The sequence below is a fragment of the Neobacillus sp. DY30 genome (assembly GCF_030123065.1).
Lineage (GTDB): Bacteria > Bacillota > Bacilli > Bacillales > Cytobacillaceae > Neobacillus.
In genome coordinates this window covers 397961-419954 of record NZ_CP126093.1, presented here as the reverse complement: position 1 = coordinate 419954, position 21994 = coordinate 397961, and the positions used below count along the sequence as shown (strand labels likewise).

The 21994-nt window shown below is 40.5% G+C and carries 17 protein-coding genes and 1 riboswitch; of the genes, 3 read left to right on the top strand and 14 right to left on the bottom strand.

Translation table 11 applies throughout. The features are described from left to right. Positions 1-147 precede the first annotated feature (147 nt). From aceA to QNH29_RS02030, 3 genes are all read right to left on the bottom strand, one after another. Complete coding sequence (gene aceA, locus QNH29_RS02040; RefSeq protein ID WP_283863203.1) at positions 148-1425, bottom strand: isocitrate lyase; 1278 nt, start codon at positions 1423-1425, stop codon at positions 148-150. A 33-nt stretch (positions 1426-1458) separates the two neighbouring features. Continuing rightward, entirely contained in the window at positions 1459-3051 is a 1593-nt protein-coding gene (gene aceB / locus QNH29_RS02035) for a malate synthase A (protein WP_283863202.1), read from the bottom strand. A 175-nt stretch (positions 3052-3226) separates the two neighbouring features. Continuing rightward, a complete protein-coding gene (locus QNH29_RS02030; RefSeq protein WP_283863201.1) occupies positions 3227-4276 on the bottom strand; it encodes a glycoside hydrolase family 15 protein in 1050 nt (349 codons plus the stop codon). 182 nt (positions 4277-4458) lie between these two features. Between QNH29_RS02030 and QNH29_RS02025 the strand changes: the two genes are divergently transcribed. After that, positions 4459-4635 carry a hypothetical protein gene (locus tag QNH29_RS02025; protein ID WP_283863200.1) on the top strand — a complete coding sequence of 59 codons (177 nt, stop codon included), beginning with the start codon at positions 4459-4461 and terminating at the stop codon, positions 4633-4635. Positions 4636-4656: 21 nt separating this feature from the next. Here QNH29_RS02025 and QNH29_RS02020 read toward each other — a convergent pair whose 3' ends face one another. The 5 genes from QNH29_RS02020 to pruA form a co-directional block, all read right to left on the bottom strand. Next, entirely contained in the window at positions 4657-5262 is a 606-nt protein-coding gene (locus tag QNH29_RS02020; protein WP_283863199.1) for a precorrin-2 dehydrogenase/sirohydrochlorin ferrochelatase family protein, read from the bottom strand. Between the two features lie 39 nt (positions 5263-5301). After that, positions 5302-6738: a uroporphyrinogen-III C-methyltransferase gene (cobA, locus tag QNH29_RS02015; RefSeq protein ID WP_283863198.1), complete on the bottom strand. Its 1437-nt coding sequence runs from the start codon at positions 6736-6738 to the stop codon at positions 5302-5304. A 67-nt stretch (positions 6739-6805) separates the two neighbouring features. Then, positions 6806-7126, bottom strand: a complete 321-nt coding sequence (nirD, locus tag QNH29_RS02010; RefSeq protein WP_283863197.1) for a nitrite reductase small subunit NirD — start codon at positions 7124-7126, stop codon at positions 6806-6808. A 6-nt stretch (positions 7127-7132) separates the two neighbouring features. Next, positions 7133-9547 (bottom strand): nitrite reductase large subunit NirB, encoded by a 2415-nt coding sequence (gene nirB, locus QNH29_RS02005; RefSeq protein ID WP_283863196.1) that lies wholly within the window; start codon positions 9545-9547, stop codon positions 7133-7135. Positions 9548-9892: 345 nt separating this feature from the next. Next, positions 9893-11440 (bottom strand): L-glutamate gamma-semialdehyde dehydrogenase, encoded by a 1548-nt coding sequence (gene pruA, locus QNH29_RS02000; RefSeq protein WP_283863195.1) that lies wholly within the window; start codon positions 11438-11440, stop codon positions 9893-9895. A 184-nt stretch (positions 11441-11624) separates the two neighbouring features. Next, positions 11625-11739, top strand: a riboswitch (TPP riboswitch). A gap of 140 nt (positions 11740-11879) precedes the next feature. Here pruA and thiC point away from each other — a divergent pair. After that, a complete protein-coding gene (gene thiC / locus QNH29_RS01995) occupies positions 11880-13664 on the top strand; it encodes a phosphomethylpyrimidine synthase ThiC (RefSeq protein WP_283863194.1) in 1785 nt (594 codons plus the stop codon). Positions 13665-13685: 21 nt separating this feature from the next. Continuing rightward, a complete protein-coding gene (locus tag QNH29_RS01990; protein ID WP_283863193.1) occupies positions 13686-13853 on the top strand; it encodes a serine protease in 168 nt (55 codons plus the stop codon). 251 nt (positions 13854-14104) lie between these two features. On the opposite strand, the gene QNH29_RS01985 is transcribed toward QNH29_RS01990, so the two are convergent. The 6 genes from QNH29_RS01985 to QNH29_RS01960 all read right to left on the bottom strand — a co-directional run bounded on the left by QNH29_RS01985 (position 14105) and on the right by QNH29_RS01960 (position 21937). Next, positions 14105-15271 (bottom strand): CamS family sex pheromone protein, encoded by a 1167-nt coding sequence (locus tag QNH29_RS01985; protein WP_283863192.1) that lies wholly within the window; start codon positions 15269-15271, stop codon positions 14105-14107. Between the two features lie 13 nt (positions 15272-15284). Then, positions 15285-17291, bottom strand: coding sequence for an NAD-dependent DNA ligase LigA (gene ligA, locus QNH29_RS01980; RefSeq protein ID WP_283863191.1), 2007 nt, complete (start codon positions 17289-17291; stop codon positions 15285-15287). Positions 17292-17372: 81 nt separating this feature from the next. Beyond that, complete coding sequence (pcrA, locus tag QNH29_RS01975; protein WP_283863190.1) at positions 17373-19670, bottom strand: DNA helicase PcrA; 2298 nt, start codon at positions 19668-19670, stop codon at positions 17373-17375. A gap of 65 nt (positions 19671-19735) precedes the next feature. Continuing rightward, positions 19736-20419 carry a heptaprenylglyceryl phosphate synthase gene (pcrB, locus tag QNH29_RS01970; RefSeq protein WP_283863189.1) on the bottom strand — a complete coding sequence of 228 codons (684 nt, stop codon included), beginning with the start codon at positions 20417-20419 and terminating at the stop codon, positions 19736-19738. 132 nt (positions 20420-20551) lie between these two features. After that, entirely contained in the window at positions 20552-20863 is a 312-nt protein-coding gene (locus QNH29_RS01965; protein WP_192653952.1) for a YerC/YecD family TrpR-related protein, read from the bottom strand. A 27-nt stretch (positions 20864-20890) separates the two neighbouring features. Continuing rightward, the gene (locus QNH29_RS01960) at positions 20891-21937 is read right to left on the bottom strand and encodes a DUF3048 domain-containing protein (protein WP_283863188.1); all 1047 of its coding nucleotides are present in this window, start codon (positions 21935-21937) and stop codon (positions 20891-20893) included. Between the last annotated feature and the right edge of the window lie 57 nt (positions 21938-21994).

Here is a 21994-nt window from a genome sequence, read left to right as displayed (position 1 = left end):
TGTTTCTCGTTATCCGCCAGTATTTTCCGACATCCGCAACTAATCCCCCGCTATCCGCAACTAATCTCCCGCCATCCGCAACTAACTCCTTCTCCTCCAGCAAAAAACCCCCACTCCAATCGGAGAAGGGGTTCATACCACCAAAAATCATTTTGTAAACTGCTCTTCCTCAGTTGACCCTTTTAGAGCAGTTGTAGAGGAGGTTCCTCCTGTAATTACCATGGAAACTTGGTCAAAGTAGCCTGTTCCTACTTCGCGCTGGTGTCTTGTTGCTGTGTAGCCGTACTGCTCGCTGTCGAACTCAGCTTGCTGCAATTCGGAATATGCCGCCATACCGCGCTCTTTGTAGCCGCGAGCCAGTTCAAACATGCTGTGGTTCAAGGCGTGGAAGCCGGCAAGTGTAACGAATTGGAACTTGTAGCCCATTTTTCCAAGCTCTTGCTGGAATTTTGCAATTGTATCTTGATCTAGTTTCTTTTTCCAATTGAAGGATGGCGAGCAGTTGTACGCAAGCAGTTTGCCAGGGAATTTTTCATGAATTGCTTCTGCAAAGCGTCTAGCTTCTTCAATGTTTGGCTCGGATGTTTCACACCAAATCAGATCTGCGTATGGTGCATAAGCTAAGCCGCGGGCAATCGCCTGGTCAAGCCCTGCTTTAGTCCGGAAGAAACCTTCCCCTGTCCGCTCACCTGTAATGAACGGCGCGTCATTCATATCGATATCACTTGTAATTAAATCAGCAGCATTTGCATCTGTCCGCGCAACCAATACAGTTGGAACCCCCATAACATCGGCCGCTAAGCGAGCAGCAATTAAGTTACGAACTGCCGTTTGTGTCGGCAATAAGACTTTTCCTCCTAAATGACCACACTTTTTCTCAGAGGAAAGCTGATCTTCAAAATGAACACCTGCTGCTCCGGCTTCAATCATTCCTTTCATCAGTTCAAAACAGTTTAACTGTCCGCCAAAGCCTGCTTCTGCATCCGCTACAATCGGCACAAACCAGTCGATAGAATTATCACCCTCTGAATGAGTGATTTGGTCTGCACGCTGAAGTGCTTGATTAATGCGTTTTACTACACTCGGTACACTGTTGGCAGGATATAAACTTTGATCCGGATACATATGTCCAGAGAGGTTCGCATCGGCTGCGACTTGCCAGCCGCTAAGATAAATGGCCTTTAGTCCAGCCTTAACCTGTTGAACAGCTTGATTTCCTGTTAGTGCTCCTAAAGCATTAATATAATCTTCTTCATTCAATTGCTTCCACAGTTTTTCTGCACCACGTTTAGCCAATGTATGCTCAATATCTAGTGAACCACGAAGTTTAATAACATCCTCAGCACTATATGGTCTAGTAATCCCATTCCAGCGCTTATCCATTTCCCAGCTTTCTTGTAATGCCTTCGCTCTTGAATTTGTCATTCTAAATTCCTCCTATTAATCTATTAAAATTTTTTATAAAAGCTTATTTCCAGGTAAGGTTAAAAACTCTACAAATTCATCGTTTAGGATTAAACTGTCAAATAGCTTAACCGCTTCATCCAAACGCCCATTCTCATAGGCAGACAAGCCAATCTCAACCTTAATTTTTTCTAATTCCTCAACCTTATACTGCTCATACATAGCTGTGGTTACTTTTCTACCGTCCGCAAGTATACCTCTCGGTTGGCGGATCCACTGCCATAACTGAGCTCTTGAGATTTCAGCCGTTGCTGCGTCCTCCATTAAGTTGTGGATCGGTGCAGCTCCTCTTCCGGATAACCAGGAAGCAATATATTGAATTCCAACATTGATATTAACGCGGACACCTTCTTCAGTAATCGTACCCACGGGTGATTCAAGGAGATCACTGGCTGTTATCGTAATCTTTTGTTGTTTGGTTGTATGAATCTGGTTAGCTACCGGCATTTCTCGATCAAATACTTCAAGCGCTACTGGTACTAAACCAGGGTGTGCTACCCATGTACCATCATGACCATCCCTTGCTTCTCGCTCTTTGTCAGCACGAACCTTTGCAAATGCTTCCTCGTTTGCCTGTGGATTATCTCGGATGGGTATTTGTGCTGCCATCCCTCCAATCGCCGGTGCCTTCCGGCGGTGACAGGTTTGAATGGTAAGCAATGAATAAGAACGCATAAACGGCACAGTCATGGTTACCTGGGATCGATCTGGCAGAATAATATTTTCATGTTTACGAAGCTTTTTTAAATAACTAAAAATATAATCCCATCTGCCGCAGTTCAAGCCCGCTGAATGTTCCTTTAATTCAAATAGGATTTCATTCATTTCAAATGCCGCCATTATGGTTTCAATTAAGACAGTCGCTTTAATGGTTCCTTGAGAAATTCCAAGCCTGTTTTGCGAAAAAATAAAAACATCATTCCACAGCCTTGCTTCTATATGGCTTTCTAGCTTTGGCAGGTAAAAATATGGACCTGTTCGTCTGGCTAACAAATGTTTAACATTGTGGAAAAAGTACATTCCAAAATCAAAAAAGCTCGCAGAAATAGGCTTGCCATTAAGCAGCACATGTTTCTCTTCTAAATGAAGTCCGCGCGGTCTAACAAACAGGACAGCTGTTTCCTCATTCAGCACATATCTTTTTCCGTTTTGATTTTCATAGGAAATCGTCCGATTTACTGCATCTCTTAAGTTGATTTGTCCTTCGACGATGTTCTCCCAGGTTGGAGAAGTTGCATCTTCACAATCTGCCATAAATACTTTTGCACCAGAATTTAGAGCATTGATGACCATCTTTCTGTCTGTGGGTCCGGTAATCTCTACCCGGCGATCCTGAAGGTCTTTCGGTAATGGTGCAATTGTCCAATTACCATTACGAATTTGTTTGGTTTCTGGAAGGAAATCAGGGAAATTACCGTTATTGATTTCCTCTTGGCGTTTTCCCCTGTACTGTAACAGTTCCATTCGCCTTGCACCGAATTTTTGTTCCAGCTCCTCAATAAAGTTCAGCGCTTCGAGTGTTAAAACCTCATTGTAGTGCGCTTTGAGGGCTCCTACTACTTCTATACCTGTTGTTTGCGTCGACATGGACTCGTTCACCTCTTTGTTATAATACAGTGTATTACCATGTGTTGTATTATATAACACAAAATTTAAAAATGGAACTAGTTTTCTGAAAATTTTATAAAAATAGGTAAAATAATACATAAGGCCTATTTTTATAAAAAAAGAGACTGTTGAGTATATCAACAGCCCCATCTTATTACATTATTCCTTCATACCGCTCTTTAGCTAAGATATACATAGCGCTTCCCCATCCTAAAGGGGTATTAGCATTATAATTCTCAGATTGAGCAAAATACAATTCTGGCAAGCTGCCATCCTGCAGCATAACGTTCTCGGTTTGTATTATGTAGTGTTTAGCTTTACCGAGATTACCTAATTCTAAATGGCATAGTGCAAGCCAAGGTAATCCAAATGTCCACTCTGCTTCCGTACCATAATAAAAAGATAAATCGTGATGCCTTCCCATATGTTCAATGGTTGAATAATAGGAATCTCCCTTGTAGCGGATTACCCCTCGATCCCGTAAAAGGTGCGTTTCAATTTGGCCGACAACTACTTTCGCTTCTTCCCCTTGCAAAACCCGGTAGGGAAAGATTAAACTCAACTGAGCTAAATCAAATGGGCGCTGGTTACTTTCATGTGGGTAGAGACGCGATAGCGTTTGATACCCGTTGGCAATCCATTCTCCGGGTACAAATACGATATCTCTGACTGCTTGAAGGCCAGCCACACAGGCACCGACTGAGCTTGAATGGACCTCTCTCCACTCCTCCCACATTCCATTATCCTCGTCCTCCCAGTATTGAACACAACCTAAATAGCCAACCAGCTTTTGAACAATCTCATGATCCTTTGCATCTCTAATCATATTTTTCCCATGCTGCTGCCCCACTCCTATTCCCCATAGAATCGCACCAATCGCGTCATGCTGAGCATGTCCCCATGGGGTATCGATTTCCCTTACTTCGGAAGCAGAGTACCTCGAATGGATGTATTCCCATTGCTCTCTCGGTCTTTGTACCGTATGAATATCCAACTTCCATTCGTACTCTCTAAATAAGTCCAGAATCCGATGATAGGTCATTTCATAAATTTGATTGTTTTGCTTCAAATAAGGCAGTGACATATAAAAAGAATCTCGTAACCAAACATATTTATAGTCCTGGGAAGAAGACGCTAAATACAAACCATGCGGTAAACGTAACTGATCTAGGATTTGATAACTATGGCTAATTTTTTCGTTCATAATCCACCCTCGCAGCTTTTTTCTATCTTTTTTGCCATTTCATGAACTTTTTATACAAGTTAAAGGATGTATAAACTAGTAAAAAATTGTCCATGCTGAAGCTATAGAAATAGATTAGGAGAGTGTGATACTTGTTATGGTTGGATTTGGGAAGGCAAGCTTAATATGGGGAGTGTTTATAAATGAGCGTTGATGAATTAAACAAAATTATTGCAGTGAAAAAAATGGATTTAGAGGAATGTGAACATGAACTTAATAATCGATATTACCCTTCAATCGTGAGAATAGCGATGATGAATTATATTTCAAATCTACAAGAACAATTAAAAGAATACGATAACGATGTGATAAATTTATAAGAAATGACGTGTGATTCATTTTCACACGTCATTTCTTGTGTTTTGCAATAGCCGTAAAAAGTCAGCTTCACGATTTTGGCTGTTTAAAAACTCTTCACTGGCAATTGCGGATAATATTTTTCGTTTCCTTGAGGCTTCTTTCACTTCTTTCAAGACTCGCTGCCTGGCTGAAAATAAGAATTCTAAATAATCTTCAAATTCCTGAACAAATTGCTGTTCCAGCTGTTCCCTTAATTTCCTCGCCAATGTTGGACTGGCTCCGCCTGTTGATACCGCAATGCTCAATCGTCCCCGCTGAATATGTGCGGGAACATGAAAATCCGATCCTTCTGGGTCATCTGCAATCGTAACAAGCTGCTGGTCACTTACTGCGTTTTTTATCAATTGATTTAACTTACTATCGTTCGTTGCGGCAAAAATTAAAAACGCACCATCAATGTCTTCTTTTGCAAAGGATTTTTCCAGCCACTCTATCCTTCCACTGCCAGCTAACCCTTTAAGTTCATCTGTAGCATTAGGACTAATCACAGTGATAAGAGAGCCTGTACCAATCAGTCCGGTAACTTTCCGTTCTGCCACCTTACCGCCGCCTACAACGACTACTTTCTTACCCTCAAGCTTTAACATAATTGGATAATTCGAAACCAAGCATAAACCCTGCCTTTCCTATACAATCGGACACTGAGTTAAATATTCAACCAACGCTTCTCTCGTTGCAGAAACAGGCATTCCATCTGATACTAGTCCAACGCTTTCAACCTTAGCTTTTGTATGCTGCCCCATGCACACTACTTGGACATCTTTTAACAGTTGGTAAATGTCAATATCGCATTTCTTTAAGCCTTCGATAAATACGTCAACCGATGCTCCGCTTGGAAATACCATCGTATTTACTGAAGCCTCCTCAAGCATTCGTTGAAAAATTGGCAGGAACTGCTCGTCAATCTCTTTTATACTAGTAACTAGAAAATCTGCATTTTCAACCTTATATTTACGATCGTCCCCGACCACTAGCAAGCTTCCTTCTCGTGGCATGTCCTCGATAAGGCCAGCCATAAATCCACGTTTTTTTAGGGCATTAATAGATTTGCTGGAGCCGCCATAGAAGTCAGCCTTAATTTTTCGGATGTCGATTTCTTGTTTAATGACTGCATCAAAAAATTCGCCGACACTCTCAGGGGATGTAAACAAAATTTTATCGTAATTTGCTACATTCCCTGCATCCACAGGTAAAATGGTCTTTTTCCATTTTGGAAATTCGATTACATCCGCGCCCTGGTTCATTAATTCCTTCGCCAAGCCGCTGGCGCCTTCACTTGTACGGGCTAGTAAAATTTGTCTGCCGTATAAAGGCATTTTTTCAAACCAGCTTATTTTTTCACGAAGGGAAATGACTTTTCCTACAAGTATGATCGACGGGTTACTAAATTTAGCCTCTTGGACCTTTACAGAAATATCACTTAAAGTACCTTGAAGGGTTTTTTGGCGGCCAAATGTACCCCATTGAATTAAAATAACCGGAGTGCAGGAAGGTTTTCCATGAGCCATCAGATTTTCACAAATAAACGGCAGATTTCCAACACCCATGTAAAAAGCTATTGTATCGACGCCACGGACAAGCCCTTCCCAATCAACCATTGGCTTCCCGTCGCTGGATTTGTCATGCGCTGTTACGACAGCAAACGATTCAGCATGCTCGCGATGGGTAACGGGTATTCCTGCATAAAGGGGGGCTGCAATCCCCGATGATATGCCAGGTACTATTTCAAATGGAATTTGAAATAGAGCAAGAGCAGCTGCTTCTTCACCAACTCTGCCAAAAACACCAGGATCTCCGCCTTTTAACCGGACGACTCTTTTGCCCGCTAAAGCCTTCTCTACCAACAGATCATTGATGTTCTCTTGGCGTAAAATATGGCGGTCAGGTAATTTGCCGCAATAGATCAGCTCACAATCCGCTGGTGCATACTCCAGCAATTTGGGATTGGCCAGCCGGTCATAAAGAATGACTTCGGCCTGTTGAATAGCTTCCAATCCTTTTACTGTGATTAAACGAACATCCCCCGGTCCTGCTCCTACTAAAAATACCTTCCCTGTCTTCATCCTGCAGCCATCCTTCCAAACTCTTTATATAAGGCTCTTATCACAACAATCTTTTCCCAAAACAATCTTAACTAATAATATAAACGTTATCGCCTTCGACTTCCACTTGATAGGTTTTTACTTGCCCTTCATCTGGTGCCTGTACTTTTCCATCACTCAAGGAAATCTTCCAATCATAGACTGGGCAGAAAACATATTCACCGCTTACCAGACCTTCAGTTAAAACCCCGCCTTTTGGATGCGGACTGCGATTTTCAATACCATATACTTTACCATTGGTTACTTTAAATAAAGCTATTTCTTTATCATCGATTTTCACAGCATATCCAGCGCGTACGGGTAGTTTAGAATAATCAGCAACTAGAGTCCGAGTCTTTGTTACAATCATTTATAATCACTCTCCTGCCTTAACAGTGTGTACTGAATAGTATTTATCTTTAATTTCTTCACTTTCGATTGCCTCATTCCAAGGCTCAATGTATTTCTTCAACGTTTGATCCATACGCTCATTTAATTCTTTTCTAGTTTCTTTATCAGCTAGAACTTCTTTTACATGTTCTAAGCCAACACGTTCTACCCACTTAGAAGTACGCTCCAAATAATTTGCTGTTTCACGATAATATTGCAGGTAGGCACCGGTCATTTCCATAACTTCAGCTTCTGTTTTTACCGTATCTAAAAGATCTCCTGCACGGAGGTCTACACCGCCGTTACCCGCCACATAAATTTCCCAGCCTCCATCAATTCCAACAAAGCCAATATCCTTAATTCCCGCTTCTGAACAGTTTCTTGGGCAGGCTGACACACCCATTTTTACTTTATGAGGAGTATCAAGTCGCTCGAATTTCTTCTCTAGTTCAATTCCCAATGACATCGAATCCTGTGTTCCGTAGCGGCAGAACTGTGCTCCTACACAAGTTTTTACAGTGCGAAGTGTTTTTCCATATGCATAGCCGGAAGGCATATCCAGCTCTTCCCACATACTTGGTAAATCTTCTTTTTTGACTCCAAACAAGCCAATTCGTTGTCCTCCGGTTAGTTTTACAAGTGGAACCTCATATTTTTCTGCCACTTCGGCAATCTTCTTCAAGTCGGCAGCAGTCGTGACACCACCATACATTCTTGGTACGACTGAGTATGTTCCATCCTTCTGGATATTCGCATGCATTTTCTCGTTTACTAGACGGGAGTCACGGTCATCCACGTATTCATCCATGTGAATCATACCTAGGTAGTAGTTAATCGCAGGACGGCATTTTGTACACCCTTCCTCGTTATTCCACTCTAAGACGTTCATCACTTCTTTTACACTCGTTAAACCTTTTTCTTTGATTTCAGCAATCAACTCTTCTCGGCTGATAGTTGTACATCCGCAAATACTTGTTTTCTGTGCAGCGGCAGCGTCAAACTGATCACCTAATGTGTAAGCTAAAATATCATTTACCATTGGCTTACAGCGCCCGCAAGAGCGGCCGGCATTTGTACAATGACTAACTTGATCAAGAGTTGTCAGGCCTTGTGTTTTAATCGCTTCAACAATGGCTCCTTTTGTGACACCATTACACCCGCACACCAATTCATCATTCGGCATAGAGGCAATATCACCGCTGCCTCCTTCCGCTGAACACTGTGACTCAAAAATAGAGATTCCAGTAATATCTTCTTTTTTCGAAAGCATTCTAAACAATCTAGTACTATCTTTGGTGTCACCATATAGTACAATCCCAACAATCCTGTTATCACGAACTAAAACCCTCTTAAAGTTACCTTCATATTCGTTATAGGACATAATTGATTTTGTTGTACCATCTTCAAATATTTCACCAGCTGAGTAAAGGTCCACTCCTGCAACCTTTAACTGCGTGCCTGTCACCGAGCCTTCGTACGGTGCCGGATATTTTCCACAAATTCGTTCAGCAAGCACTTTTCCTTGCTCGTATAGTGGTGCTACCAGCCCGTAAACAATTTCTCTATGCTCGGCACATTCACCAACGGCATACACATTTGGAGCGCTTGTTTCCATGAAATCATTGACAACGATACCGCGGTTTACATAAATTCCGCTTTCTTTCGCCACCATGGTGTTAGACTTGATTCCAATTGCCATTACAACAAGGTCCGCTCTCGCAAAAGACCCATCTTTAAAACGCAGACCGGCAACACGCTCATCACCGATTATCTCGACGGTTTCCTTTTCCATCAAAAATCTCATGCCCTGGGATTCGAGCTCTGCTTTTAGTAGACCAGAGGCAATTGGATCTAACTGGCGTTCCATTAAATTTGGCATGAGATGAACAACATCAACCTTCATTCCAAGGTTTAGTAATCCTCGCGCTGCTTCAAGTCCAAGAAGTCCTCCTCCGATTACAATTGCCTTTTTATAGTTTTCCGCTGATTTGATCATCATTTCACAATCTTTTATATCCCGAAAACCGGTTACGCCAATTTTGTCCGCACCTGGAATTGGCAGGATAAATGAGTTCGAACCTGTACCAATTATTAACTCGTCATACTCTACTTCGCGTCCTTGATCAGATATTACTTTCTTCTGCTCAACATCAATCTTTGTTACGGCTTCACCACTGTATAATTTAATATTATTTTCTTTATACCAATCGAGCGGATTTATTATGATTTCTTCAAAGCTTGTGTCACCTTGAAGAATATTTGATAATTTTATACGGTTGTAGTTGGGATGTGGTTCTTGTCCAAAAATAGTAATTTCAAATTGAGCCGGTGATAGTTTAAGAATTTCCTCAATTGTTCTAACTCCCGCCATCCCGTTCCCTATCATCACTAGTTTTTTCATGTTGGATCGCTCCTTATATGTTAATCGATGTCTTTTATTTTTTAAGTTTTTCTCTATATTTACATTGTAAATGCTGGGGTTAAGAAAAATTGTGAGGTACGTCACAATCAACGATTAGATTGTGAAACATTTCACATTATTGTCATAAAGATAGAGATGGATTTTTTTAGATGAAAGTTTATGGACACTTTTTGGGGTCTTTTGGACATTTTTTTAGAAGTTTTCTACATTTTTTGGGCGTTTTGAACAATTCTCAGGGCCTTTTGTACATTTAGACAATTTCTTCTATATACTCAACATACAAAAAACCCCTCCTCAATCGAGAAGGGGCTGCCACATATATGATTAATACATTTCAGAAGTTGTTTTTGCTTGCATGTGCAGCAATAGATAGTCAGGACCGCCTGCTTTGGAGTCCGTTCCAGACATGTTGAAGCCGCCGAATGGCTGATAACCAACGATTGCACCAGTACATGAACGGTTGAAGTATAGGTTACCAACATGGAAGTCTTCACGAGCCTGCTCTAGGTGTTCACGATTAGTCGTGATAACGGCACCTGTTAAGCCGTACTCAGTATTGTTTGCAATTTCAATTGCTTCCGTGAAATCTTTAGCCTTTGTGAAACCAACCACCGGTCCAAAAATTTCTTCCTGCATGATGCGTGAATCTGGAGCAAGGTCAGCAAAAACGGTTGGTTGAATGAAGTAACCTTTTGAATTGTCACCCTCACCGCCAGTCATTAACTTGCCTTCCTGCTTGCCAATTTCAACATATTCCATGATTTTCTTAAAAGCATTGTTGTCGTTAACTGGACCCATAAACGTTCCTTGCTCAGTTGGGTCACCTACAATTAGTTGGCTGGTTAGTTCAACAACACGGTTTAATACCGTATCATAAACATCCTCAACGATTACTGCACGGGAACATGCTGAACATTTTTGACCTGAGAAACCAAATGCTCCGGCAACGATTGATTGTGCAGCCAATTCTAAATCTGCTTCTGAGTCAACCACAATTGTATCTTTACCGCCCATCTCAGCAATCAAACGCTTCATCCAAATTTGACCTGGATTCACCTTAGAAGAACGTTCGAAAATACGAAGTCCAACATCGCGTGAACCAGTGAAGCTGATGAAACGAGTATCTTTATGGTCAACTAAGTAGTCGCCAACTTCAGCACCGCTTCCTGGTACGAAGTTTAATACGCCTTTAGGAAGACCTGCTTCTTCCATTACTTCAACGAATTTCGCTGCAACAATTGGAGTAGTAGAAGCTGGTTTTAATAGAACCGTATTACCTGTAACAATTGCTGCTACAGTTGTACCAGCCATTATTGCTAGTGGGAAATTCCAAGGTGAGATGATGATTCCCACACCTAGCGGAATATAGTTATAACGGTTAAATTCATTTGGGCGGCTGTTTACTGGTACGCCATCTTTTAGTTCCAGCATTTGTCGTCCATAATATTCAAGGAAATCAATCGCTTCTGCTGTATCCGCATCCGCTTCCTTCCATGGTTTACCAGCTTCCTTGGTTAAAAGGGCAGAGAACTCATGCTTACGGCGGCGAATAATAGTCGCTGCTTTAAATAATACATCCGCACGTACCTCAGCTTTTACTTTTTTCCAAGTCTTAAATGCTTCCACAGCAGCCTGCATTGCTTGTTCGGCAAGCTCTCTGCTAGCTTTTGAAACGCTTCCAATTACTTCTTCTTTATTTGAGGGATTATAAGAAATGATCTTATCTTCTGTTGTAATTTTTTCGCCGCCGATTACAAGTGGGTAATCTTTGCCTAAATAGCTCTCAACTGTCTTAATACCGTTAAGATAAGCTTGACGGTTTTCTTCAATTGTAAAATCTGTGAATGGTTCATGCTTATAAGGTTGTACCATGTCTTAAACCTCCTATGTATTAAAAACATAACATCCTTGTTCATTCTAACATGATTCTTTTACACGTATCAATGGATAGCCGTGAAGTCATATTTTTGCAAAAAAAGACCCGGCTTTACGCACTATTTTTTTATTATGCCTTTAACTTTACTTAAGATTTATGTATACTAAAACCAAATTGAATAGCAATAACTGGGGGAGTCCAATGAGGTGGGCTGAGAGAGAAACACGTTGAAGTTTCTTGACCCTTTGGACCTGATCTAGATCATACTAGCGTGGGGAAGTTAGAAAAAAGTCATCAAGTATTAAATAAACTTCTACATACAAAGCCGGTCCATCCTTTTTGGACTCGGCTTTTTTTATGTACTTCATTACTTTTCATCCACTCGTTTGTTCTAGATCTCGACCTTTAATTTTAAAACAGGGAGAGATTTACTTTATGTCAACAACTTCGTTAAACGAAAAACACATTTCCATCATGTCTAGCTTTTCAGGTAGTAAAAAGGTTTATGTTGAAGGTTCAAGACCCGATATCCAAGTACCAATGCGTGAAATTGAACTTAGTCCGACAACAGGCACCTTTGGTGAAGAAGAAAATCCGCCAATTCGGGTCTATGATACAAGCGGGCCTTATACCGATGCTGATTATTCAGTAGATATTACAAAAGGTCTTCCTGCTCTTCGAAGCTCATGGATTCATGAACGAGGGGATATTGAGGAATATGAAGGAAGAGAAATTAAGCCTGAAGACAATGGATATAAGGATGAGAAAGATCCTCGTGCTAATCATAACGTTTTCCCAGGTTTAAAACGTAAACCATTACGTGCAAAAAAAGGGAGAAATGTCACACAGCTTCATTATGCAAAAAAGGGTATTATCACTCCTGAAATGGAATTTATCGCATTAAGGGAAAATATGACACCTGAATTTGTGCGTGATGAAGTTGCAAGAGGCCGGGCAATTATTCCTTCCAATATCAATCATCCAGAGGCAGAACCTATGATCATAGGACGTAATTTCCATGTTAAAATCAACGCAAATATTGGGAATTCTGCTGTTTCATCATCCATCGAGGAAGAGGTCGAAAAAATGACCTGGGCCACACGTTGGGGTGCTGATAATATTATGGACCTATCAACAGGTAAAAACATTCATACAACAAGAGAATGGATTATTCGCAATTCGGCTGTTCCTGTAGGAACCGTTCCTATCTACCAAGCACTTGAAAAAGTAAATGGCATTGCCGAAGATCTAACATGGGAGGTTTATCGTGATACCTTAATTGAACAAGCCGAGCAAGGCGTGGACTACTTTACCATTCATGCTGGTGTTCTTTTGCGATATGTTCCGCTAACAGCAAAGCGTTTAACAGGTATTGTATCTCGAGGTGGATCTATTATGGCACAATGGTGTCTTCACCACCACAAAGAAAACTTTTTATATACTCACTTTGAAGAAATTTGTGAGATTATGAAAACTTATGATGTTGCATTCTCCTTAGGAGATGGTCTACGTCCTGGTTCCATTGCGGATGCAAATGATGAGGCACAATTTGCAGAATTAGAAACTCTTGGAGAATTAACAAAAATTGCTTGGGAGCATGATGTACAGGTGATGGTTGAAGGTCCAGGACACGTACCTATGCACCTTATAAAAGAAAACATGGACAAACAACTGGAGGTTTGTAAGGAAGCTCCTTTCTATACACTAGGTCCACTTACAACTGACATAGCTCCAGGCTATGATCATATTACATCCGCCATTGGTGCAGCCATGATTGGCTGGTATGGTACGGCTATGCTTTGTTATGTAACACCAAAAGAACATTTAGGTCTACCAAACCGAGATGATGTACGTGAAGGTGTTATAACTTATAAAATAGCTGCACATGCTGCTGATTTAGCAAAAGGACATCCAGGCGCACACAAAAGAGATGATGCCTTATCAAAAGCTCGTTTTGAATTCCGTTGGAGAGATCAGTTTAATTTATCATTAGATCCTGAACGAGCTTTGGAATATCATGATGAGACGTTACCTGCAGAAGGTGCAAAAACGGCACATTTCTGTTCAATGTGTGGACCAAAGTTCTGCAGTATGAGAATTTCTCAAGATATTCGTAATTACGCGAAAGAAAACAAGCTTGATGCGAATGAAGCTATCGAAAAGGGTATGAAGGAAAAGGCTACAGAGTTTAAACAATCTGGGGGTAACATTTATCAGTAACTTTCTTGGGAGGCAATTCCGATGAAAATCCAAAAAATTGAAGAGGAAATTAATCAATTGAAAATTCATCTTGCTTTTTTGGAAAAATGTTTAGTAGAAATACAACAAAATTGTGATCATCATTTTAAAAGAAATCAATATTATGAAACATGTATCAAGTGTAATAAAGTAAATGTTTTATATTATTAAGAGTGGAAAGCAATACTAAAAGAAACCGCGCCTTTATATTACCTTTTTAAAAGAGGCAAGGTTGTCTATGTGTTCAATTACTTAAATAAAAGGACATTCCTATAAATATTTTTTCGCACAATACTTGCCCACCAGTGGAGTACTGTGTAAATAAATAAACAAAAGGACAATACATATTTGTCATTTAAAATATGTATTGTCCTTTATTTATAAAGAATTTTTTAATTTAGGTCTTGATATTTTTCACCAGGTTAATAAATATGCACAAACGGTTCTGCCTCATTTGCTTTGCGGACAATTAATGCCTCAGGTCCGTCAACAGATGTAACACTCACCGAAACGGATATATAATTTGGAAAATGCTCCAAGACGAGTCCCGTAACATACTGAGTAAACCCAATGGCTTCAGATTTCCCGTAGAACTGAATGGGTATCGAAATATCTAAATCGGTAAATTGGTCGCCAATATAGAAGGCACGGCCAATAACACCATTAAAGTTTGGAAAGTACTCCTCTACATCCTGCTTAAAGTTAAGAAATGCCGTTACATCATCACGGTGTGCCTCTTGTGCCTCAGTAGATGGAAAAAGAAAATACTTTTCAGCAACCGGCTCCCACGAATTAATGGTGGAGCTCCCTTTATCGACATTTGTATAGGTGAAAAAGGTGCCAGGCACGACAGATGATCTGCTTTGCTGCCCAAACAGTGCTATGGTAATCGGAACATCCTTTAAGTTTTTCATAGCCCGCAGACGTTTGAGGACCTCCTCGGCAATCTTTTTTCCTTCGCGTTCCATTTCAGCAAAATCGATTTCCCTTTCAAAATAAGGTTCACCTACTGCTGTACGATAATAGTGAACGGAATTTAATGCCAGTCCAATTACGACACCGCCTAATTTAACCGTATCGTTTTCCCCTTTAATTAGGTAATCATGTTCTAATATATGGGCTAAGTAAATAGGGCTGTTAGTATTTCCTTGTTTAAAATCTGCCCCCTCTTCCATTAACGGGTTTAAGCCGATATTTTCATCTGCCTTTAAGCCCTCTTCCTTCAATTGTGCTTCAGTAAATTTTCGATTTAACCATAGTCTTACAGTATTCCGCTTTAATTCTTGTCCTTCACGGAACAAATAGGTTTTGGGGTCAAATTGATGCTGTGCAATCCTCATCAATCCTGTTTCAAATTCATTAATATCATATCTAGTATTAATATTTCCAACAATTAATCCACGCGCTTCCCCAGGTTCGAACGGTAAAATGGTCCGATAATAGTTGTCAGAAATATTATATTTCGGAATAATTGCTTTCTCTTTTGCCTCTTCTTTTGTTTGTACAACATTCTCCTGCTTTTGAAAATTTGGAGCACATCCAGTAAGCAGTAAGATAAGGGAAAGAGCGAGCAATGAGAGTTTTCTCACATTGATACACCTCTTATTTATTTAATTCTGCCAAGAGCTTCTCCTCGTCCCACACTTCAATTCCCAGTTCCTGTGCCTTGGAAAGCTTGGAACCCGCATCTTCACCTGCAATAACCAGATGCGTTTTTTTGCTGACGCTTCCTGATACATTCCCTCCAAGAGCTTCAATCTTTTCCTTGGCTTCATTTCTAGCAAGCTGCTCAAGTTTTCCGGTTAACACTACTGTCTTTCCAGCAAAAATGCTGTTGGATTCCTCAACAGAAACTGGTTTTGCACCTTTATATTCCATATTGACACCAACAGAAACTAGTTCTCTTAGCAGTTCCTCTGCCTCTTCCTGTTCAAAAAAAGCAACGATAGAATCTGCCATTTTATCACCAATTTCATTGATTGCAAGCAGGTCTTCTTTTTTGGCACTAGCCAATCTTTCCATTGTCTCAAAGTTTTGAGCAAGTGTTTTTGCTGCTTTTGCACCAACATGGCGGATTCCAAGACCAAACAACAGCTTTTCTAATGAGTTTCCTTTGGACGCCTGTATTGCTTTTAAAAGATTGGTAACAGATTTTTCACCCATTCGTTCAAGGGCGATAAGCTGTTCTCGTGTAAGCTTATAAATATCAGCAACATCACTAATTAGTTTTTCTGCAAAAAGCTGGCTGATTACTTTTTCACCTAGACCCTCAATATTCATCGCGTCACGTGATACAAAGTGAATCAGTCCTTCACGAATTTGCGCCGGACACTTTGGATTAATACAACGTAAAGCTACCTCTCCTTCAAGTCGGACAAGCTCACTTTCACACTCCGGACAATGTGTTGGCATTTCGAAATCTCGCTCATTCCCAGTTCGTTGCTCTACGAGCACATTGACCACTTCTGGAATAATGTCTCCAGCCTTTTTAACCACAACTTGGTCGCCAATCTTAATATCTTTTTCTCGAATTAAGTCTTCATTATGCAAGGAGGCACGCTGAACAGTTGTACCAGCCACCTTAACAGGTTTGAGTATCGCTGTTGGAGTGACAACACCTGTTCTTCCTACACTTAATTCAATATTTAAAAGAGTGGTCACAACTTCTTCTGCAGGGAATTTATAGGCAATTGCCCAGCGCGGGCTTTTCGCCGTTGTTCCTAGCTTACTCTGTTGCTCATAGGAATCAACCTTAATTACAATGCCATCTATTTCATATGGTAAATGCGGGCGCTTATCGACCCAGCTATTCACATACTCAATAACTTCGTTTATCGTAGGGCATTTTCGGCGCTCTTTATTGGTTTTAAAACCAAGATGATCTAAGTAATCTAAGCCCTCACTATGAGAAACAGCATGGCTTTCTCCTCCGCCGCCAATTCCATATAAAAAGACATCAAGATTACGAGAGGCAGCGATTTTTGGGTCAAGCTGTCTTAATGAACCAGCAGCCGCATTTCGTGGATTTGCAGCTAACTCTTCACCGCGTTCTTCTTTGGCCTTATTTAAGGCTTCAAAGGAACGCTTTGGCATGTACGCCTCACCGCGAACTTCTAATGTTGCATTTTCCCGCAGCCGAAGAGGGATGGATTTAATGGTTTTTAAGTTTGCCGTAATATCCTCGCCAATGGTTCCGTCCCCTCTTGTAGCCCCTTGGACAAAAAAGCCATTTTCATAGCGTAAAGAAACGGCAAGACCATCAATCTTCAATTCACATACATAGGAGACATTATCTCCGACTGCCTGACGAACACGTCGGTCAAAATCTCTTAAATCCTGTTCATTAAAGGCATTACCCAAGCTTAACATTGGTGTTCGGTGCTCTACTTTTTCAAAAACGTCCAATACCGCGCCGCCAATACGTACAGTTGGTGAATCTGGTGTTTTTAATTCTGGGAATTGTACCTCTAGGTCTAAGAGTTCCTGCATTAAGCGATCATATTCTGCATCCGGTACTGATGGTGTATCAAGCACATAATATTCGTAGCCATATTGATTTAATAGGTTTCGTAGTTCGTTAACTTTCAGTTCCGCTGTTAGAAGGTCCATACATTCAGCCCTTTCACTGTATAATGATACGGGAATAGCCCCGTAATAGGGGCAATTCATTTTTTATCTATCGCTTTGTAATTATACTTTTTTTGTAATCGGGGCGAACTTTGCAAGCAGGCGCTTTATGCCTGTAGGACTTGGGAAAGCAATATCAAGTTCTGTTCCTTCACCTTCACCCTTTACACTTACCACTGTTCCAATGCCCCATTTACCATGTTCGGCTTTATCGCCAACTTTCCAACCGACAGTGTCTCCGCCAGTGGAAGCGGCTATTGGTCTCATTACTGGTTTTCTCGTTACTGGTGTACCGAAAGAACTTCCGGTTGTACCCGAAGCGCTTCTTCCAAAAGACGTTCCAGTTGTGCCTGAAACACTTCGTCCAAATGAGGTTCCTCCTCTTGAACCAAACGGTGTATTCTGTCTCTCTTCTTTTTCCACACCTTCTAGAAGTTCTTCTGGGATTTCACGGATAAACCGGGAGGCAGGGTTCATGCTTGTGCGCCCGAACAATGTTCTCATTTGTGCATTTGTCAGGAAGAGAGTTTGCTCCGCCCGCGTAATTCCTACGTATGCCAAACGGCGCTCTTCTTCCATCTCTGCTTCTTCCATTAATGAACGGCTGTGAGGGAATACCCCTTCTTCTAAACCGATTAAAAAGACGACTGGAAATTCTAATCCTTTTGCAGAGTGCAAAGTCATAAGGGTAATCGCATCTGTTTTTTCTCCGTCTTCATCTAACGAATCAATATCAGCGACTAGTGCCAAATCTGTTAAGAAAGCAACTAAGCTCTTATCTTCATTCACTTCTTCAAAGTTCTTGGTTACAGATAATAATTCGTCTAAGTTCTCGAGTCTGCTTTGGGCTTCAATTGATTTCTCTGCCTTCAGCATTTCACGATAACCAGACTTATCTAAAATATCCTCAACCAATTCCGTTACAGATAAATACTCTTGCATTTGTGTATAGTTCTTAATTAAATCTCTAAATTCTCGGGCACCTTTGGTGATTTTGGGACTCAGTCCTAGTAACTCAACGGAATCAAGCGCTTCAAAAATAGAAATATCATGCATTGCGGCGAAGTTTGCCATTTTATCTACCGAGCTTGATCCAATTCCACGTTTTGGTACATTAATAATACGCTGTAAGCTGATATCATCGTCATTATTAGAAATGAGCCTTAAATAGGCAAGCATGTCCTTGATTTCTTTTCTGTCATAGAACTTCGTTCCGCCGACGATGCTGTATTCAATATTTGATTTTAACAGCACTTCCTCCATTACACGGGACTGAGCGTTCGTCCGGTAAAGGATTGCGACGTCGGAAAGCTTGTACTTACCGTCACGAGTTAATTCTTTAATTTTACCAGCAACGAACTGGGCTTCTCCCTGCTCGCTGTCTGCACGATAGTAAACAAGTTTGTTTCCCTCTGGGTTTTCTGTCCAAAGATTTTTTGCCTTACGGGTTACGTTATTTTCAATTACTTTATTTGCCGCTAAGAGAATCCTTTTTGTAGAGCGATAGTTTTGCTCTAGTAATATGACTTTTGCATCCGGATAATCTTTTTCAAAGGAGAGGATATTGGCAATATCAGCACCGCGCCAGCGATAAATCGACTGATCGGAGTCACCAACTACGCATAGATTCTTAAAACGATTTGCTAGGAACTTAACGAGCATATACTGTGCCCGGTTAGTATCCTGATACTCGTCAACATGGATGTATTGAAATTTTCGCTGATAAAATTCAAGGACTTCAGGTACACGTTGAAACAATTGAATCGTCATCATAATCAAATCATCAAAGTCGAGGGCTTGATTTTTCCTTAACCGTTTTTGATATTCTGTATAAACATCGCTGACTGTCTGTTCAAAATAACCCCCAGCTGTTTTTGCATACTCTTCAGGATCAATTAATTCATTTTTTGCTGAACTAATAGCGCCTAAAAGGGCCCGTGGATCATATTTTTTTGGATCAAGGTTCTTATCTTTAAGGATTCCTTTAATCACTGATTGCTGGTCGCCTGTATCTAAAATAGTAAAATTACGGTTATAGCCCATTCTGTCGATGTCTCTTCGAAGAATTCTTACACACATCGAGTGGAAAGTAGAGATCCAAATTTCTTCTGCGGCTCCGCCCATCATCTTTCCGATACGCTCCCTCATTTCACGAGCGGCTTTATTTGTAAAGGTAATCGCTAAAATATTATAAGGATTCACACGTTTTTCAACAATTAGATAAGCGATACGGTGCGTTAGTACTCTCGTTTTACCACTACCCGCGCCGGCCATAAGTAAAAGCGGACCGTCCGTTGCTTTTACTGCACTTTGCTGTTCTGGGTTTAAACCATTTAAAAGCTTTTCTGATAAATATTGCAATTCCTTCACCACCATACCAAACGTTTGTTCTTATTTTAACTCTTTTAGTCTAATTAAGCAAATGATCATCTTACGCTTTTTACTGATGCTAAGGCTTGGTCGAAATCATCATAAATAGCGTTGCCAACCACTATGACATCCGCATGTTCAGCCATTTCAGCTGCTTGGTTAAGCGTTGAAATTCCCCCGCCATAAAACAGGACCGTGTCTTGAAGGACTTTCTTAACTTCAGCTACAACATTTACATCTCCATAGGTACCGCTATATTCAAGATAAAAGATTGGTAAATGAAACATTTTCTCTGCCATCATCGCATATGCCTTTACTTCTTCTGTTGAAATATTAGCATTGGCAGAAGTCAATTTTGCGGCTTTGCATTCTTCGTTCAAAATGCAATAGCCTTCCATGACGATTTCTTCCCAATCCATAATTTCACCAAACTCTTTTACTGCCTGATGATGTAATCCAGTTATCCACTTTGTTTCGTTGCTATTTAAAATTGTCGGAATAAAATAAAGGTCAAATCCAGGGGTAACTATATCAACACTTGAAACTTCGAGGACACACGGAACAGTGTAGCGGCGAATTCGAGCCATTAAATCAAGGACTTTCTCCAGGGTTACCCCATCTGTTCCTCCAACCATTACCGCGTCAGTTCCAGATTCGCATATTCTTTCTAACTGTTCATCACTTATCTCTTTATTTGGATCGAGTTTAAACACATGGCGCCACTCGCGAAAATCGTACATCCAAGATCCTCCATTCAATCTTACATTACACCATTATAGCACTAGCTCATTCGATAAAAAAAGAAAACACTAAATTACTTAATAGAAAATGTAACCATATATAAAACCGAAGAGTGATCTCTTCGGTTTGGCTTATTTCTCTTCTGTTATATTTTCTGTTTTGACTCGCTCTAATACCATTTCATACGTATCATTGCCGAAATTCAAGCATCGCTTTACACGAGAAATAGTTGCTGTACTTGCACCTGTTTCAGTCTCGATTTTATGATAGGTATTTCCTTCACGAAGCATTCTTGCTACATCTAAACGCTGCGCTAATGATTGGATTTCATTTATTGTACATAAATCATCAAAGAAACGATAGCATTCTTCAAGGTCCTTCAGTGAAAGAACAGCTTGGAATAACTGATCAAGCTCTTTTCCACGTAACTTATTAATTTGCATATATTTTACCCCTTTAAATAGTTAAATTTATTTTACATTAAATGATACACTCGATTTAAGTCCAGGATTTGCTGGAACTACGTTCACCCACGTCTTCCCTTGAACAAATGGAATTACTTCTCCATTTTTTATTGGAACAATTATCCCGTTATCATTTTTCCATTCTACTTCCATTACCTTGCCTTTTTGCAGTAAGTACCCTGATCCCCCAGATGTTAAGTCGATTGCCTTATGAGCAACTTCATCAATCACTTCATGAGTAGTCTCGATGACCAATAAATTATCTAACAAAATCGGTTTTTTCGTTTCATAATCTATCGTCTGATCCCCATTAGAGTAGCGTTTATATTTTCCGACCGTTGTATCATACTCATAGGTGGAGTTAAAGACCCCGCTGGCAGAATATGAAATCATTACTGAATTTGCTACGTCTCCATCTAAAGATTTACTTTCTTCCTCTGATAAAAATTGAAATGCAGGCGGAGACTGATTCATTGAATATTCCTTTTCTTTGGCTCCTTTTAAAACATTCTCATACGTAATATAGGAATTATGGGGTGCAGCACGGAAACTTGCTCTTTTAAACAATGTACCGTCATAGACCATACCATTTAAATTATCAACAAAGTCGCTTTCGAGCAATTTTCTTGCATCTTCACTATAGCCGTGTGCAATAAATAGAGCATCCAGACCTTTTGCCAGATCAATATAATAATCCCTGGCACTTCTAACTGGTCCTATATTTTCTGGTTTTTCACTTTGGAAAACAGCGAGGAATCGAGTAACATCCCCTTCTGCTAAAAGTTCATATACAATGTCCGCCTTGTCTAAACCAGACTGCGGCCTTGCTTTTGGGTGGTTATTGACCATTACCGCCACTGCTCTTCCATCTGTCTTGGATTCCGACCCCACACCAGTTAATGGGTAGGCATATGGGAGTGCATTCTCTACCTCTTCTTGTACCACTTCTTCTGCTTCTTTTACCGGCTCTTTTGGCCCATTAGCCTTTTCTTTATTGTTGCAGCCGGACAGAAGGAAAAGAACTGCTGTTATAGCAACAGCCCATTTCTTCATGTTTATTAAACACTCCTGTCATCTATACTCGGAATCGCATCCAAATACTTTTATAGT

What these genes read in the sequence shown, in the direction of transcription:
- aceA (WP_283863203.1), bottom strand. Translation starts at nt 1,425, where the DNA reads ATGACAAATTCAAGAGCGAAGGCATTACAAGAAAGCTGGGAAATGGAT.
- aceB (WP_283863202.1), bottom strand. Translation starts at nt 3,051, where the DNA reads ATGTCGACGCAAACAACAGGTATAGAAGTAGTAGGAGCCCTCAAAGCG.
- QNH29_RS02030 (WP_283863201.1), bottom strand. Translation starts at nt 4,276, where the DNA reads ATGAACGAAAAAATTAGCCATAGTTATCAAATCCTAGATCAGTTACGT.
- QNH29_RS02025 (WP_283863200.1), top strand. Translation starts at nt 4,459, where the DNA reads ATGAGCGTTGATGAATTAAACAAAATTATTGCAGTGAAAAAAATGGAT.
- QNH29_RS02020 (WP_283863199.1), bottom strand. Translation starts at nt 5,262, where the DNA reads ATGTTAAAGCTTGAGGGTAAGAAAGTAGTCGTTGTAGGCGGCGGTAAG.
- cobA (WP_283863198.1), bottom strand. Translation starts at nt 6,738, where the DNA reads ATGAAGACAGGGAAGGTATTTTTAGTAGGAGCAGGACCGGGGGATGTT.
- nirD (WP_283863197.1), bottom strand. Translation starts at nt 7,126, where the DNA reads ATGATTGTAACAAAGACTCGGACTCTAGTTGCTGATTATTCTAAACTA.
- nirB (WP_283863196.1), bottom strand. Translation starts at nt 9,547, where the DNA reads ATGAAAAAACTAGTGATGATAGGGAACGGGATGGCGGGAGTTAGAACA.
- pruA (WP_283863195.1), bottom strand. Translation starts at nt 11,440, where the DNA reads ATGGTACAACCTTATAAGCATGAACCATTCACAGATTTTACAATTGAA.
- thiC (WP_283863194.1), top strand. Translation starts at nt 11,880, where the DNA reads ATGTCAACAACTTCGTTAAACGAAAAACACATTTCCATCATGTCTAGC.
- QNH29_RS01990 (WP_283863193.1), top strand. Translation starts at nt 13,686, where the DNA reads ATGAAAATCCAAAAAATTGAAGAGGAAATTAATCAATTGAAAATTCAT.
- ligA (WP_283863191.1), bottom strand. Translation starts at nt 17,291, where the DNA reads ATGGACCTTCTAACAGCGGAACTGAAAGTTAACGAACTACGAAACCTA.
- pcrB (WP_283863189.1), bottom strand. Translation starts at nt 20,419, where the DNA reads ATGTACGATTTTCGCGAGTGGCGCCATGTGTTTAAACTCGATCCAAAT.
- QNH29_RS01965 (WP_192653952.1), bottom strand. Translation starts at nt 20,863, where the DNA reads ATGCAAATTAATAAGTTACGTGGAAAAGAGCTTGATCAGTTATTCCAA.
- QNH29_RS01960 (WP_283863188.1), bottom strand. Translation starts at nt 21,937, where the DNA reads ATGAAGAAATGGGCTGTTGCTATAACAGCAGTTCTTTTCCTTCTGTCC.